Source organism: Burkholderia seminalis, from assembly GCF_001718535.1.
In the GTDB taxonomy this organism is placed as follows: Bacteria; Pseudomonadota; Gammaproteobacteria; order Burkholderiales; family Burkholderiaceae; genus Burkholderia; species Burkholderia seminalis.
Map to the genome: position 1 here is coordinate 955,585 of NZ_CP013400.1, position 13,550 is coordinate 969,134.

14 protein-coding genes are annotated in these 13,550 nt (G+C 66.5%); 13 read left to right on the top strand and 1 reads right to left on the bottom strand.

All coding sequences use genetic code 11. From position 1 onward, the window contains the following. Window positions 1-44: 44 nt before the first annotated feature. The 7 genes from WJ12_RS25090 (at window position 45) to gltA (ending at window position 5,983) form a co-directional block, all read left to right on the top strand. Window positions 45-869, top strand: a complete 825-nt coding sequence (locus WJ12_RS25090) for a GntR family transcriptional regulator (RefSeq protein ID WP_080287700.1) — start codon at window positions 45-47, stop codon at window positions 867-869. Window positions 870-1,038: 169 nt separating this feature from the next. After that, window positions 1,039-1,455 carry a succinate dehydrogenase, cytochrome b556 subunit gene (gene sdhC / locus WJ12_RS25095; RefSeq protein WP_034185792.1) on the top strand — a complete coding sequence of 139 codons (417 nt, stop codon included), beginning with the start codon at window positions 1,039-1,041 and terminating at the stop codon, window positions 1,453-1,455. 4 nt (window positions 1,456-1,459) lie between these two features. Then, complete coding sequence (gene sdhD / locus WJ12_RS25100) at window positions 1,460-1,828, top strand: succinate dehydrogenase, hydrophobic membrane anchor protein (protein WP_011355745.1); 369 nt, start codon at window positions 1,460-1,462, stop codon at window positions 1,826-1,828. A gap of 3 nt (window positions 1,829-1,831) precedes the next feature. After that, entirely contained in the window at window positions 1,832-3,607 is a 1,776-nt protein-coding gene (gene sdhA / locus WJ12_RS25105) for a succinate dehydrogenase flavoprotein subunit (protein WP_034185793.1), read from the top strand. A gap of 21 nt (window positions 3,608-3,628) precedes the next feature. Next, window positions 3,629-4,330, top strand: a complete 702-nt coding sequence (locus tag WJ12_RS25110) for a succinate dehydrogenase iron-sulfur subunit (RefSeq protein WP_011658352.1) — start codon at window positions 3,629-3,631, stop codon at window positions 4,328-4,330. Window positions 4,331-4,342: 12 nt separating this feature from the next. After that, a complete protein-coding gene (locus WJ12_RS25115) occupies window positions 4,343-4,615 on the top strand; it encodes an FAD assembly factor SdhE (RefSeq protein ID WP_011548107.1) in 273 nt (90 codons plus the stop codon). 66 nt (window positions 4,616-4,681) lie between these two features. Continuing rightward, entirely contained in the window at window positions 4,682-5,983 is a 1,302-nt protein-coding gene (gene gltA, locus WJ12_RS25120) for a citrate synthase (RefSeq protein WP_034185794.1), read from the top strand. A 90-nt stretch (window positions 5,984-6,073) separates the two neighbouring features. On the opposite strand, the gene WJ12_RS25125 is transcribed toward gltA, so the two are convergent. Next, a complete protein-coding gene (locus WJ12_RS25125) occupies window positions 6,074-7,039 on the bottom strand; it encodes a helix-turn-helix domain-containing protein (protein WP_059558668.1) in 966 nt (321 codons plus the stop codon). 73 nt (window positions 7,040-7,112) lie between these two features. Between WJ12_RS25125 and WJ12_RS25130 the strand changes: the two genes are divergently transcribed. The 6 genes from WJ12_RS25130 to iaaH all read left to right on the top strand — a co-directional run bounded on the left by WJ12_RS25130 (window position 7,113) and on the right by iaaH (window position 13,549). Next, on the top strand, window positions 7,113-7,502 hold the full coding sequence (locus WJ12_RS25130; protein ID WP_034185795.1) for a VOC family protein: 390 nt from the start codon (window positions 7,113-7,115) through the stop codon (window positions 7,500-7,502). Window positions 7,503-7,612: 110 nt separating this feature from the next. Then, window positions 7,613-8,863: a DUF1479 domain-containing protein gene (locus WJ12_RS25135; protein WP_049030376.1), complete on the top strand. Its 1,251-nt coding sequence runs from the start codon at window positions 7,613-7,615 to the stop codon at window positions 8,861-8,863. A gap of 166 nt (window positions 8,864-9,029) precedes the next feature. Then, window positions 9,030-9,788: a dimethylarginine dimethylaminohydrolase family protein gene (locus WJ12_RS25140; protein WP_034185982.1), complete on the top strand. Its 759-nt coding sequence runs from the start codon at window positions 9,030-9,032 to the stop codon at window positions 9,786-9,788. Window positions 9,789-9,884: 96 nt separating this feature from the next. Beyond that, a complete protein-coding gene (locus WJ12_RS25145; protein ID WP_034185797.1) occupies window positions 9,885-10,349 on the top strand; it encodes an Lrp/AsnC family transcriptional regulator in 465 nt (154 codons plus the stop codon). Window positions 10,350-10,459: 110 nt separating this feature from the next. Beyond that, entirely contained in the window at window positions 10,460-12,004 is a 1,545-nt protein-coding gene (locus WJ12_RS25150) for an amino acid permease (RefSeq protein WP_069245914.1), read from the top strand. A 123-nt stretch (window positions 12,005-12,127) separates the two neighbouring features. Then, window positions 12,128-13,549 (top strand): indoleacetamide hydrolase, encoded by a 1,422-nt coding sequence (iaaH, locus tag WJ12_RS25155; protein WP_059558358.1) that lies wholly within the window; start codon window positions 12,128-12,130, stop codon window positions 13,547-13,549. The last annotated feature ends 1 nt before the right edge of the window (window position 13,550 follow it).

Consider the following 13,550-nt stretch of genomic DNA (forward strand, 5'->3'; position numbering starts at 1 on the left):
TTTTGCGGAAATTGAGTGGACGAAAAAGTGCGGTTTGTGATGAAATGCGCGCCATGACATCGAACCAGGCGAATACCGCGAATCAGACCGGCGCAGGCGGCCCAGGGCAGCCGGGCGCGGGCGATCCCGCACCTTCGCCCGCGGCGTCGCCGTCGCCGACGTTCAGCCCGTTATACCAGCAGATTAAGTCATTGATCACGCAAAGTCTCGAATCCGGCGAATGGAAGCCGGGCGAGATCATTCCGAGCGAAGTGGAGCTCGCGGCCCGCTACAAGGTCAGCCAGGGCACCGTTCGCAAGGCGATCGACGAGCTGGCCGCCGAAAACCTCGTGGTCCGGCGGCAGGGCAAGGGTACTTTTGTTGCAACGCACAACGAGGATCGCGCGCAGTTCCGCTTCCTGCGTCTGCTGGCCGACGACGGCGCCGAACACCCGCACGTGAGCCGCCTGCTCGAATGCCGCCGCCTGCGTGCGCCGGCGGAGATCGCGCGGCAGCTCGACCTGAAGCCGGCCGACCCGGTCGTGCAGGTGCGCCGGCTGCTGGAGTTCGACGGCGAAGTGACGGTGCTCGACGAGATCTGGCTGCCGGGCGCGATGTTCCGCGGGCTCACGTTCGAGCGGCTGAGCGAGTACAAGGGGCCGCTCTACGCGATGTTCGAGACGGAATTCGGCACGCGGATGATCCGCGCGACGGAGAAGATCCGCGCGGTCGCGGCGGAGCCGTCGGTGGCGGACCTGCTGCATGTGCCCGCGGGTTTCCCGTTGCTGTCGGTCGAGCGCGTGTCCTATACATACGGGGACCGGCCGGTGGAAGTGCGTCGCGGCTGGTATGTCACAACCGGGTACTACTATCAGAATGACTTGAGTTGAGCAGCTTCGGCTCAAGCCGAGTGCGTTCGCGATTCCCACGCTCGCGAAGCACGTTTCGGGCCGCCTTTGTTCGTGTTCGCGCAACTATCCAGAGCAGACTTTCGCTGCAGCGCGATATAAAAAGGCGCTAAAATCGCGGATTAGTGTGACAACATAGTAGGGGTCTAGCATGACTGATGCAGTAAGAAAGCCGAGGCCGGAATACCGGAACATCGGATTCGGCGATATCACGATGAAATATCGCATGCCGCTGGCGGCGATATTGTCGATTCTCCATCGAGTCAGCGGCGCGCTGCTGTTCTTGTTCCTGCCGTTCCTGCTGTTCCTCTTCGACCAGAGCCTCACGTCCGAGCTCAGCTTCGAAGTCTTCAAGGCTTTCCTCTCCAACATCATCGTCAAGCTGATCGTCCTCGCACTGTCGTGGGCCTTCTTCCACCATTTCTGCGCCGGCATTCGCCACCTGCTGATGGACGTCAACCACGACGCCGTCACGAAGGAAGGCGGCAAGCGGACGGCCGTCGTCGTCTTTGTCGTCTCGATCGCGCTGACGATCGCCATGGCACTCAAACTGTTCGGAGCATTCTAAGAAAATGGCAGCCAATAACCGAATCGGCTCGAAGCGCCTCGTCGTCGGCGCTCACTACGGCCTGCGCGACTGGCTCGCGCAGCGCATCACCGCCACCATCATGGCGGTCTACACGGTCATTCTGCTCGTCCTGTTCTTCGGCGCGCACGATTTTTCGTACGAAGGCTGGGCATCGATCTTCGCCGCGCAATGGATGAAGCTCGCGACCTTCGTGATGCTGCTTTCCCTCTTCTACCACGCATGGGTCGGCGTGCGCGACATCTGGATGGACTACGTGAAGCCCGTCGGTGTGCGCCTGCTGCTGCAATCGCTGACCATCGTCTGGCTGCTCGCATGTGCGGGCTACGCCGCGCAGATTCTCTGGAGAGTGTAAAGAATGGCTGCAATCAAAACTAACCTGCCGCGCCGCAAGTTCGACGTGGTGATCGTCGGCGCGGGCGGCTCGGGCTTGCGCGCAGCGCTGCAACTGTCGCGCGCGGGCCTGTCGGTCGGCGTGCTGTCGAAGGTGTTCCCGACGCGCTCGCACACGGTGGCCGCGCAGGGCGGTATCGGTGCGTCGCTCGGCAACATGAGCGAAGACAACTGGCACTTCCACTTCTACGACACGATCAAGGGTTCCGACTGGCTCGGCGACCAGGACGCGATCGAATTCATGTGCCGTGAAGCGCCGAACGTCGTGTACGAACTCGAGCACTTCGGCATGCCGTTCGACCGCAACGCGGACGGCACGATCTACCAGCGTCCGTTCGGCGGCCACACCGCGAACTACGGCGAGAAGCCGGTCCAGCGCGCGTGCGCGGCCGCCGACCGTACCGGTCACGCGCTGCTGCACACGCTGTACCAGCAGAACGTCGAAGCGAAGACGCAGTTCTTCGTCGAATGGATGGCGCTCGACCTGATCCGCGACGCGGAAGGCGACGTGCTCGGCGTGACGGCCCTCGAGATGGAGACGGGCGACGTCTACATCATGGAAGGCAAGACGACGTTGTTCGCGACGGGCGGCGCAGGCCGGATCTTCGCGGCGTCGACCAACGCGTTCATCAACACCGGCGACGGCCTCGGCATGGCCGCGCGTTCGGGCATCGCGCTGCAGGACATGGAGTTCTGGCAGTTCCACCCGACCGGCGTGGCCGGCGCGGGCGTGCTGATCACCGAAGGCGTGCGCGGCGAAGGCGGTATCCTGCGCAACGCGAACGGCGAGCGTTTCATGGAGCGCTACGCGCCGACGCTGAAGGATCTGGCGCCGCGTGACTTCGTGTCGCGTTCGATGGACCAGGAAATCAAGGAAGGTCGCGGCGTCGGTCCGAACAAGGATCACGTGCTGCTCGACCTGTCGCACATCGGCGCCGAGACGATCATGAAGCGTCTGCCGTCGATCCGCGAAATCGCGCTGAAGTTCGCGAACGTCGACGCGATCAAGGAACCGATCCCGGTCGTCCCGACGATCCACTACCAGATGGGCGGCATCCCGACCAACATCCACGGTCAGGTCGTCGGCACGTCGCGCGATCACAAGGAACCGGTCAACGGCTTCTACGCAGTGGGCGAATGCTCGTGCGTGTCCGTGCACGGCGCGAACCGCCTCGGCACGAACTCGCTGCTGGACCTCGTGGTGTTCGGCCGTGCGGCCGGCAACCACATCGTCGAGCACGTGAAGAACCAGAAGGAACACAAGCCGCTGCCGGCCGATGCAGGCGAATTCTCGCTGGCGCGCCTGAACAAGCTCGACAAGTCGACGTCGGGCGAATACACGCAGGACGTCGCGAACGACATCCGCGCGACGATGCAGAAGCACGCGGGCGTGTTCCGCACGTCGGCGCTGCTGAAGGAAGGCGTCGAGCAGATGGCCGGCCTGGCGGCGCGCGTGGACAACATCCACCTGAAGGACAAGTCGAAGGTGTTCAACACCGCGCGCGTCGAAGCGCTCGAGCTGGAGAACCTGATCGAAGTGGCGCGCGCCACGATGGTGTCGGCGGAAGCGCGCAAGGAAAGCCGTGGCGCGCACGCACACAGCGACTACGAGCATCGCGACGACGAGAACTGGCTGCGCCACACGCTGTGGTACAGCGAAGGCGATCGCCTCGACTACAAGCCGGTTCAAATGAAGCCGCTGACGGTCGAATCCGTGCCGCCGAAGCCGCGCACGTTCTAAGCCGAGTCAAAGGAATCCGAAATGGCAAAACGCATTTTTGAAGTCTACCGCTACGATCCGGACAAGGACGCAGCGCCGCGCATGCAGACGTACGAGCTCGAGATCCAGCATGAGCGCATGCTGCTCGACGCACTGGTGAAGCTGAAGGCCGTCGACGAGACGCTGTCGTTCCGCCGTTCGTGCCGCGAAGGCGTGTGCGGTTCGGACGCGATGAACATCAACGGCAAGAACGGTCTCGCGTGCCTGACGAACCTGAACGACCTGCCGCAGAAGATCGTGCTGCGTCCGCTGCCGGGCCTGCCCGTCGTGCGCGACCTGATCGTCGATATGACGCACTTCTTCAACCAGTACCACTCGATCAAGCCGTACCTGATCAACGACGCGCCGCCGCCGGAGAAGGAACGTCTCCAGTCGCCGGAAGAACGCGACGAGCTCGACGGCGTGTACGAGTGCATTCTGTGCGCGAGCTGCTCGACGTCGTGCCCGAGCTTCTGGTGGAACCCGGACAAGTTCGTCGGCCCGGCCGGCCTGCTACAGGCTTACCGCTTCATCGCGGACAGCCGCGACACGGCCACCGGCGAGCGTCTCGACAACCTGGAAGACCCGTACCGTCTGTTCCGTTGCCACACGATCATGAACTGCGTCGACGTTTGCCCGAAGGGCCTGAACCCGACGAAGGCGATCGGCAAGATCAAGGAACTGATGGTCCGCCGCGCGGTTTAAGGCCGGGTTGCAATGAGCGACGATTCGCATCAATCCGACCCGCACCGTCGCGCGCGCCTTCGCTGGCGCGCGCGGCGGGGTCTGCTGGAAAACGATATCGTATTCGAGCGTTTCTTCGGCAGATACGAGCATGACCTCACCGATGCAGACGTAGGCGCGTTGTCGCGCCTGCTCGATCTGAGCGACAACGACCTGATGGACTTGCTCCTCGCGCGCAAGGAACCAGAGGGCGACCTAGACAGCCCGGATATTCACCGGCTGTTGGAGATGCTGCGCAACGTGTAACGCCAAGGTGTAACGCGCTGTGCCCGTTATCGAATCCCGTTTCTTTATTTCGATTGAGGATGTGCCATGACTCCGTCTGATGTTAAAGCCACGCTATCGTTCAGCGACAACTCGCCGAGCGTCGAACTGCCGATCTACAAGGGCACGATGGGCCCGGACGTAATCGACATCCGCAAGCTGTACGGCCAGACCGGCAAGTTTACGTACGACCCGGGCTTCATGTCGACGGCGGCTTGTAATTCGGCGATCACGTACATCGACGGCGACAAGGGCGAGCTGCTGTACCGCGGCTACCCGATCGACAACCTCGCGCAGAACGCGGACTTCCTCGAAAGCTGCTACCTGCTGCTGAAGGGCGAGCTGCCGAACGCAGCGCAGAAGAAGGAATTCGTCGACACCGTCACGAAGCACACGATGGTGCACGAGCAGATGCACTTCTTCTTCCGTGGTTTCCGCCGCGACGCGCACCCGATGGCGATCCTGGTCGCCGCGGTCGGCGCGCTGTCCGCGTTCTACCACGACTCGCTCGACATCAACGACCCGCGTCACCGTGAAGTGTCGGCGATCCGCATGATCGCGAAGCTGCCGACGCTCGTCGCGATGGCGTACAAGTACAGCATCGGCCAGCCGTTCGTGTATCCGAAGAACTCGCTGTCGTACAGCGCGAACTTCATGCACATGATGTTCTCGAACCCGTGCGAGGAGTACAAGGTCAACGACGTGCTCGTCCGCGCGCTCGACCGTATCCTGATCCTGCACGCCGACCACGAGCAGAACGCGTCGACGTCGACGGTCCGCCTCGCCGGTTCGTCGGGTGCGAACCCGTTCGCGTGTATCGCCGCCGGTATCGCATGTCTGTGGGGCCCGGCGCACGGTGGTGCGAACGAAGCCGCGCTGAACATGCTCGAGCAGATCGGTTCGCCGGACAACATCCCCGAATTCATCAAGCAGGTGAAGGACAAGAATTCGGGCGTGAAGCTGATGGGCTTCGGCCACCGCGTGTACAAGAACTACGATCCGCGTGCGAAGCTGATGCGCGAAACGTGCTACGAAGTGCTGAACGAACTGGGCCTGCACGACGACCCGCTGTTCAAGCTCGCGATGCAGCTCGAGAAGATCGCGCTGGAAGACGAATACTTCGTGTCGCGCAAGCTGTACCCGAACGTCGACTTCTACTCGGGCATCGTCCAGCGCGCGCTGGGCATCCCGACGTCGATGTTCACGTGTATCTTCGCGATGGCACGTACGGTCGGCTGGATCGCACAGTGGAACGAAATGATCGCCGATCCGGAACAGAAGATCGGCCGTCCGCGCCAGCTGTTCATCGGCGACACGCCGCGCGAAGCGAAGCCGATCGACGCACGTTAAGTCGTGTGCGGCGCGAACGGCCGGCAGGCCGCTCGCGTCGGGCAATCGCAACGCCACGACACCCCGACGGGTCCGCCCGTCGGGGTGTTTTCATTTGTGCGGTGAATTGGCGCGGCGCTCCAGCGAGGGCGGGCGGGTATCGAGTGCCGGCGCGTCGTCGTCGGGGGCGTGGCCGTGCTGCTTGAAGAACTGCCGGTACGCGCCCGGCGTCATCCCGCGCGCGGCGAGGAACTGGCGGTTGAAGTTCGCGGCGTTCGGAATGCCGCAGCGCGCGGCTACCGTCGCGATCGGCCAGTCGGTGCCGACGAGATGACGGCACGCGTGCGCGAGTCGCAGCCGTTGCAGGTAGCGGCCGACGCTTTCGCCGAGATGCCGGACGAACAGGCGCTGCAGCGTGCGCTCGGACATGTGTGCGGCGGCGGCGAGCGCGTCGATGCGCAGCGGTTCGTGAAAGCGCCGGTCGATCGCATCGAGCACGCGGTCGAGGCGTTCGGCTTCGGGCGCGGCCGCGTCGGCGGACGGTGCCGTGCCGTCCGGCCGGTCATACGCGTGCGCGGTGGCGAGCGGCGAGCCGCCGGCTTCGGCGAGATCGGCGAGCGTGTCGAGCGCCGCCGCGAGCCGTGCGCGCGGCGACGGATCGAGCAACCGCGGCAGTCGCGCCCGCATCGCGCGGGCGGCTTCCACGTCGAAACGCAGGCCGGGCGCCGCGCGACGCAGCAGCGAGCGCAGCGGCGCGTATTCGGGGCAGCAATCTGCCAGCCGCCGCAGCCAGTCGCCGTCGAACCAGACGACGAGCGCGACTTCGGGCGCCGCGCGATCGATGCGCGCGTTCGACGACCACGTATGCGGCAGGTTGGGCGGCACGAGCACGAGATCGTCGTCCGCGTAGCGCGCGACGTGATCGCCGATGAAGCGCTGGCCGCGGCTGTTGAGCGTCAGCGTCAGTTCGTACTCGGGATGGCGATGCCATTCGAACGGGATGCGCGCGAGCTGGCGGTGATACACGCGGATCGAACAGCCTGGCGAGAACGTCACATGCTCGTACTGCGGTTTCATCGCGGCCTCCGGTAGGGGCGGGCAGCGCGTCGTGGCATGATCGAGAACGCAATCGTCACCACGGAGCGATGCCATGTTTTCACACGTTTGCGTCGGCGTCAGCGATACGACGCGCGCCTACGATTTCTACGCGCCGCTGTTCGCGGCACTCGGGCTGCGCCTGAAATTCCGCGAGCCGGACGGCTGGTCGGGCTGGATGCCGGCCGATGCCGACCGGCCGCTGTTCTTCTTCGGCCGGCCGCTCGACGGCCGCGCGCCCGAACCGGGCAACGGGCACACGGTCGCGTTCGTCGCGCCGGCCCGCGCGCTCGTCGATCGCTGCCATGCGCTCGCGCTGCGGCACGGCGGTACCTGCGAAGGGCCGCCGGGCCTGCGCCCGGACTATCACCGCGATTACTACGGCGCCTATTTTCGCGATCCGGACGGCAACAAGCTCTGCGTGGTCTGTCATCGTCCGGAGTAACGCGCGGTTGTCAGAATTGTATCGATAGTTGACCGGATAGCGGTGATGGCGGCCTCGTACCGGCCGTACGCTGACAGCACATCACGATACGCTTCAGCGAGGAGACCACGATGCAACTGACGATTGACGATCTGCCGGCCGCGATTCGCGCGGCGAAACGGGTGCTGCGCGCCGACCTGCCCGGTTACGCGGCGTCGTTTCGCGAACTGGAGGGCGACATCGCGCGGCAGGTCGAGGCGATCCGCCGCGCGCACGCGCACGGCCATGACGTGATCCCGGTCGTGCCGTTCGCGGATATCGCGGGCGGCACCGTCGATCCTCGCGCGATCGCCGCCATCCGCACGCACGGCGCGGTCGTGATCCGCGGCGTATTCGACGCGCATCAGGCGCGCGACTGGAACGACGAGATCGGTGCGTATCTGGATGCGAACCGCTTCGCCGAGCGGTTGAATGCGCGTGCCGAAGACCGCTATTTCGGCAATCTCGCATCGGGCAAGCCGCAGATCTATGGCGTCTACTGGTCGAAGCCGCAGGTGGCCGCGCGCCAGTCGCCGGCGCTGACGCAGGCACGTGTGTTCCTGAACCGCCTGTGGCGGCACGCGGATGCCGTGCGCATGCATTTCGATCCGGACCAGGTGCCGGCCTATGCGGACCGGATTCGCCGCCGGCCGCCCGGTTCGACGTCGCTCGGGCTGTCGCCGCACGTCGACGGCGGCTCCGTCGAGCGCTGGCTCGGGGCGAACTTCCGGCAGGTCTACCGGCACGTGCTGGCCGGTCGCTGGCGCGATTACGATCCGTTCGACGCCGCGTTCCGTCCCGACGTGGAAGAGATTCCGTCGCCGGCCGTCTGTTCGATGTTCCGCACGTTCCAGGGCTGGACCGCGCTGACGCCGCAGGGGCCCGGCGACGGCACGCTGCAGTTGATCCCGGTCGCGAACGCGATGGCCTACGTCGTGCTGCGCGCGCTGCAGGACGACGTCGCCGACGACGACCTGTGCGGCGCGCGTCCCGGCCGCGCGCTGTCGATCCGGCCCGAATGGCATGCGCTGCTGCTCGACGCGCTGGTGCCGATTCCGCACATGGCGCCGGGCGACGCGGTGTTCTGGCACGGCGACGTCGTGCATGCGGTGGAGGATGCGCACCGCGGCAGCGGCGACAGCAACGTGATGTACATCGCGGCCGCGCCGGGCTGCGCGAAGAACGACGCATACCTGCGGCGTCAGCGGTCCGCGTTCGTGCGCGGCGAGAGTCCGCCCGATTTCCCGGCCGATCATTTCGAGGTCGATTTCGACGGGCGTGGCGACGAAGGCGACCTGACGGTGCTGGGCCGAGCGCAGATGGGGTTCGGGCCCGGCGCGTGACGGCCTTCTGCCGAATCCGCTGCGTGCCGCGCGCAATTCGACGCAATCGGCTGTCGGCGCTGCCGAAATCGACGCGAATTGCGCAATTTGGCTTCCGATAATGGTCCGGACACAACGCCGCGGGCCCTTGCGCCGCAAGGGTGCGGCGCAGACCATGGAGGAGTCGATGCAATTCACGCAAGCGATCGTTCGCCGTCCGGCACCGTCGTGTGGCGCGGGCCTGACCACTGCCGCACTCGGCGCACCCGACTACGACAAGACGCTTACGCAGTTTCATGCGTATTGCGACGCGCTGCGCACGCTCGGCGTCGCGCTGACCGAGCTGCCGCCGCTGGACGCGTTCCCCGATTCGCACTTCGTCGAGGACGTCGCGGTCGTGACGCCGGAATTCGCGGTGATCACGCGCCCCGGCGCCCCTGCGCGGCGCGGCGAGACGGTGCATATCGAAGCGGCACTCGCCGCGCATCGCGACCTGCTGCCGATGCAGGACGGCCGTCTCGACGGCGGCGACGTGATGCTGGTCGGCAAGTGCTTCTACATCGGCCTGACGGGCCGCACCGACGCCGAAGGCATCGCCGCGTTCGAGGCGCTGGTGTCGCGCTACGGCTACTCGGTCGTGGCGGTACCGGTCGGCGCGGGGCTGCACCTGAAGTCGGTCGTCAACGCGCTCGGCGACGACACGCTGCTCGTGACCGAAGCGCTGGCCGCGCATCCGGCGTTCGCCGGCTATCGCCGGATCACGGTCTCGGCCGCTGACGAATACGCGGGCAACACGCTACGCGTGAACGGCACGCTGATTACGCCGGCCGGTTATCCGCGCGTTCACGATGCGATCGCGTCGCTCGGCATGCCGCTGCACGTGATCGACACGAGCGAGTTCCGCAAGATGGACGGCGGCCTGACCTGCCTGTCGCTGCGGTTCTAGCCGATTGGCGCGCGGCCGCTTCGGCCGGATAATGTGGCCCCGCGCGGACGAGGACACGTTCCGCGCACCAGCCACGACCGACCGGAGCGAACGCGGATGACCGACAAGAAGAGGCAGCTCGACAAGATCGATCTCCGGATCCTCGACATCCTGCGTACCGACGGGCGGATTTCCTACCGGAAGCTGTCGGAGCGCGTGAACCTCACGCCGCGGCCCTGCCAGGCGCGCGTGGAGCGGCTCGAGGCGCTCGGCGTGATCGAAGGCTACCGCGCGGTGATCAAGGCGCCGCGCGCGACCAAGCCGATCGTCGTGATCGCGCAGATCGTGCTGGCCGACCACGGGCGTTCGCAGGCGCCGTTCGAGGACGAAATGCGGGCGAATCCGGCCGTGCTCGATTGCTGGCTCGTCAGCGGCACGTTCGATTTTCTGGTGCGGCTCGCGTGCGAGGATCTCGACGAGTACCGGCGGATCGCCAACGTGTGGCTGGAAAGCCCGCGATTCCGGATCGAGAAGATCGTGACGACGGCCGAACTGCAGGCGATCAAGCGCAGCGTCGTGTGATGCGCCCGGCCGGGCAGGACCCGGCTCGACGCGAATGACCAGGCCAATCGATTCGCATCCCGAATCAATAAAATTGGCGGAAGAAGCCGGAACCAATCAGGGTGAACACTATGGATGCTATGCAAGCGGCAGTGGAGACGGCTGCGCCGTCCGGGACGACGCTCAAGCGCCGTCTGCAGGGCCGCCACATCGCGATGATCGCGATCGGCGGCTCGATCGGCACGGGGCTGTTCGTCGCGTCGGGTGCGTCGGTTGCGCAGGCGGGGCCGGGCGGGGCGATCGCCGCCTATATCGCGATCGGGATCATGGTCTATTTCGTCGTCACCGGGCTCGGCGAGATGGCGGCGCTGATGCCCGTGTCGGGCTCGTTCGCGATCTACGGCGAGAAGTACGTCGACGAAGGCTTCGGCGTCGCGCTCGGCTGGACCTACTGGTACAGCTGGGCCGTGACGATCGCGATCGAGCTGGTCGCCGCGCAGATCGTGATGCGCTACTGGTTTCCGGCGGTGCCGGGCATAGGGTGGGGCGCGGGCTTCCTCGTGCTGATCTTCCTGCTCAATACGCTGTCGGTGCGCGGCTTCGGCGAATCGGAATACTGGTTCTCGCTGATCAAGGTCGTCACCGTGATCGCGTTCATCGCGGCGGGGCTGCTGATCGCGGCCGGCGTGCTCGGCAGCGGGCATACCGGCACCGGGCATCCGGTCGGCTGGCGCAACTTCACGACGGGCGACGCGCCGTTCGTCGGCGGCGTGCACGCGATGATGAGCGTCGCGCTGATCGCGGGTTTCTCGTTTCTCGGCACCGAGCTGGTCGGGATCGCGGCCGGTGAATCGGAAAATCCGCGCAAGACGATCCCGCGCGCGGTGAAGCAGATCTTCTGGCGGATCATGCTGTTCTACGTGCTCGCGATCTTCGTGATCGGCCTGCTCGTGCCGTACACCGACCCGAACCTGCTGAAGAGCGACGTGACCGACATCGGCGTGAGTCCGTTCACGCTGGTGTTCAGCCATGCGGGCTTCCCGCTTGCCGCCGGCGCGATGAACCTGGTGATCCTGACGGCCGTGCTGTCGGCCGGCAATTCCGGCACCTACGCGGCGACGCGGATGCTGTACAACCTGGCCGCGGAAGGGCGCGCGCCGGCGATGTTCGCGACGCTGTCGCCGGGCGGCGTGCCGCGCAACGCGCTGTACGCGACGATGGCCGTCGGCGGGCTGTGCTTCCTCACGTCGCTGACCAACAACCAGCGCATCTATCTGTGGCTGTTGAACACGGTCGGCATCACGGGCTTCATTGCGTGGCTCGGCATCGCGGTCTGCCATTACCGGTTCCGCAAGGGTTTCCTGAAGCAGGGCTACCGGCTCGACCAGTTGCCGTACCGCGCGAAGTGGTTCCCGTTCGGGCCGCTGTTCGTGATCGCGATCTGCATCGTGATTTCGCTCGGGCAGGACTATCAGGCGTTCTTCGCGGCGCGCATCGACTGGATGGAAGTGCTGTCGATCTATGTCTGGATTCCGCTGTTCGTCGCGATCTGGTGGGCGTATCGCCGCGCACGCAAGAGCCGGCTCGTGCGCTACGAGGAGATGGAGATCGGGCCGTGGCTGGCGCGCGCGGTCGACGGGGCGGCGGATGCGCGCGAGTCGTCGCGCGGCGCGTAGCGGGCGGGCCGCTCGCGTGACGGCCGGCCGCGGGCCGCGATAACATCGCGATTCGCACGGCGTGCTGCCCGAGCCGGTGGCATGCCGCGCGTTTCCCGATCGATTTCGCGTCCAGCACACAACATGACAACCCAGCCGAACCGCGTTTCCTCCCCGTCACTTGCCTCCCGCGCCAGCGTGCGCGAGATCGCCGATGCCGTGCGCGCGGCCGGACGGCGTGCCGTCGACGTCGCCGACGACGCGCTCGCGTGTCTCGCGGCGATCGCGCCGCTCAATGCGATGGTGCACGTCGATGCCGAGCTGGCCCGCCGCACGGCCGAGCGCATCGATGCCCGCGTCGCGCGGGGCGAGGCGCTGCCGCTCGCGGGCGTGCCGTTCGTGATCAAGGACAACCTCGATACCGCCGCGATGCCGACGCTCGGTGCGAGCCCGGCGCTGGGCGGCTATCGCGCAACCGGCGATGCGCAGACCGTACGGCGCCTGCTCGAAGCCGGTGCGGTGCCGCTGGGCAAGGCGAACATGCACGAGCTCGCGTTCGGCATCACGAGCGGCAACGGGCATTTCGGCGCGGTCGGCAATCCGCATGATCCGCAGCGCATCGCCGGCGGGTCGAGCGGCGGAACGGCGGCCGCGGTCGCGGCCGGCATCCCGTTCGGCCTCGGCACCGACACGGGCGGCTCGGTGCGCATTCCGGCCGCATTCTGCGGCGTGTACGGGCTGCGGCCGTCCGCGCATCGCTATTCGCCGCATGGCGTGCTGTCGCTGTCGCCCACCCGCGATACGGTCGGGCCGATCGGCCACGGCATCGACGATTTGCTGCTGCTCGACGCCGTGCTGACGCGCGACGACAGCGTGGCCGTCGCGCCGGAATGGCCGCAGTTGCGTATCGGCGTACCGGGCGCGCCTTACTTCGACGCGCTTGACCCGGGCGTTGCGGCCCGCATCGAACACGCGCTCGCGTCGTGCGTGGCGGCCGGCGCGACGCTCGTGCCGCTGCCGGCGATGCCGCTGCACGACGCGAGCGAGGCCTGCGGCCTGCCGATCGTGGCGTTCGAGGCGAACCGGTACTGGCGCCGCTTTGCGGCCGAGCGGCTGCGCATTCCGTTCGAGACGTTCGTCGAACGGATCGCGAGCGACGACGTGCGCGGCATCTTCCGGTCACTCGTCGAAGCGCCGGTCGAGGCCGACGTCTATGCGGAAGCGATCGTGTGCCGGCAGCGTCTCGTGCACTGGTACGACGATGCGTTCGGCGCGCCGGTCGACTGCATCGCGATGCCGACGGTGCCGGGCGAGCCGCCGTCGCTCGGCGACACCGCCGCGATGACGCCCGAACAGGGCGCTGCGCTGTTCGCGCGCGTCGTGCGCCAGACGTCGCCGGCGACACTCGCCGGCGTACCGTCCGTGTCGATCCCGGCCGGGCTCTCCACGCGGACGGGGCTGCCGGTCGGGCTCATGCTGGAGGGGCCGTGGGGCAGCGACCGGCGCCTGCTCGCGATCGCCCGCCGGATCGACGCGCGGCTGCGGGATCGCGCAGCGGCCGCCTGAG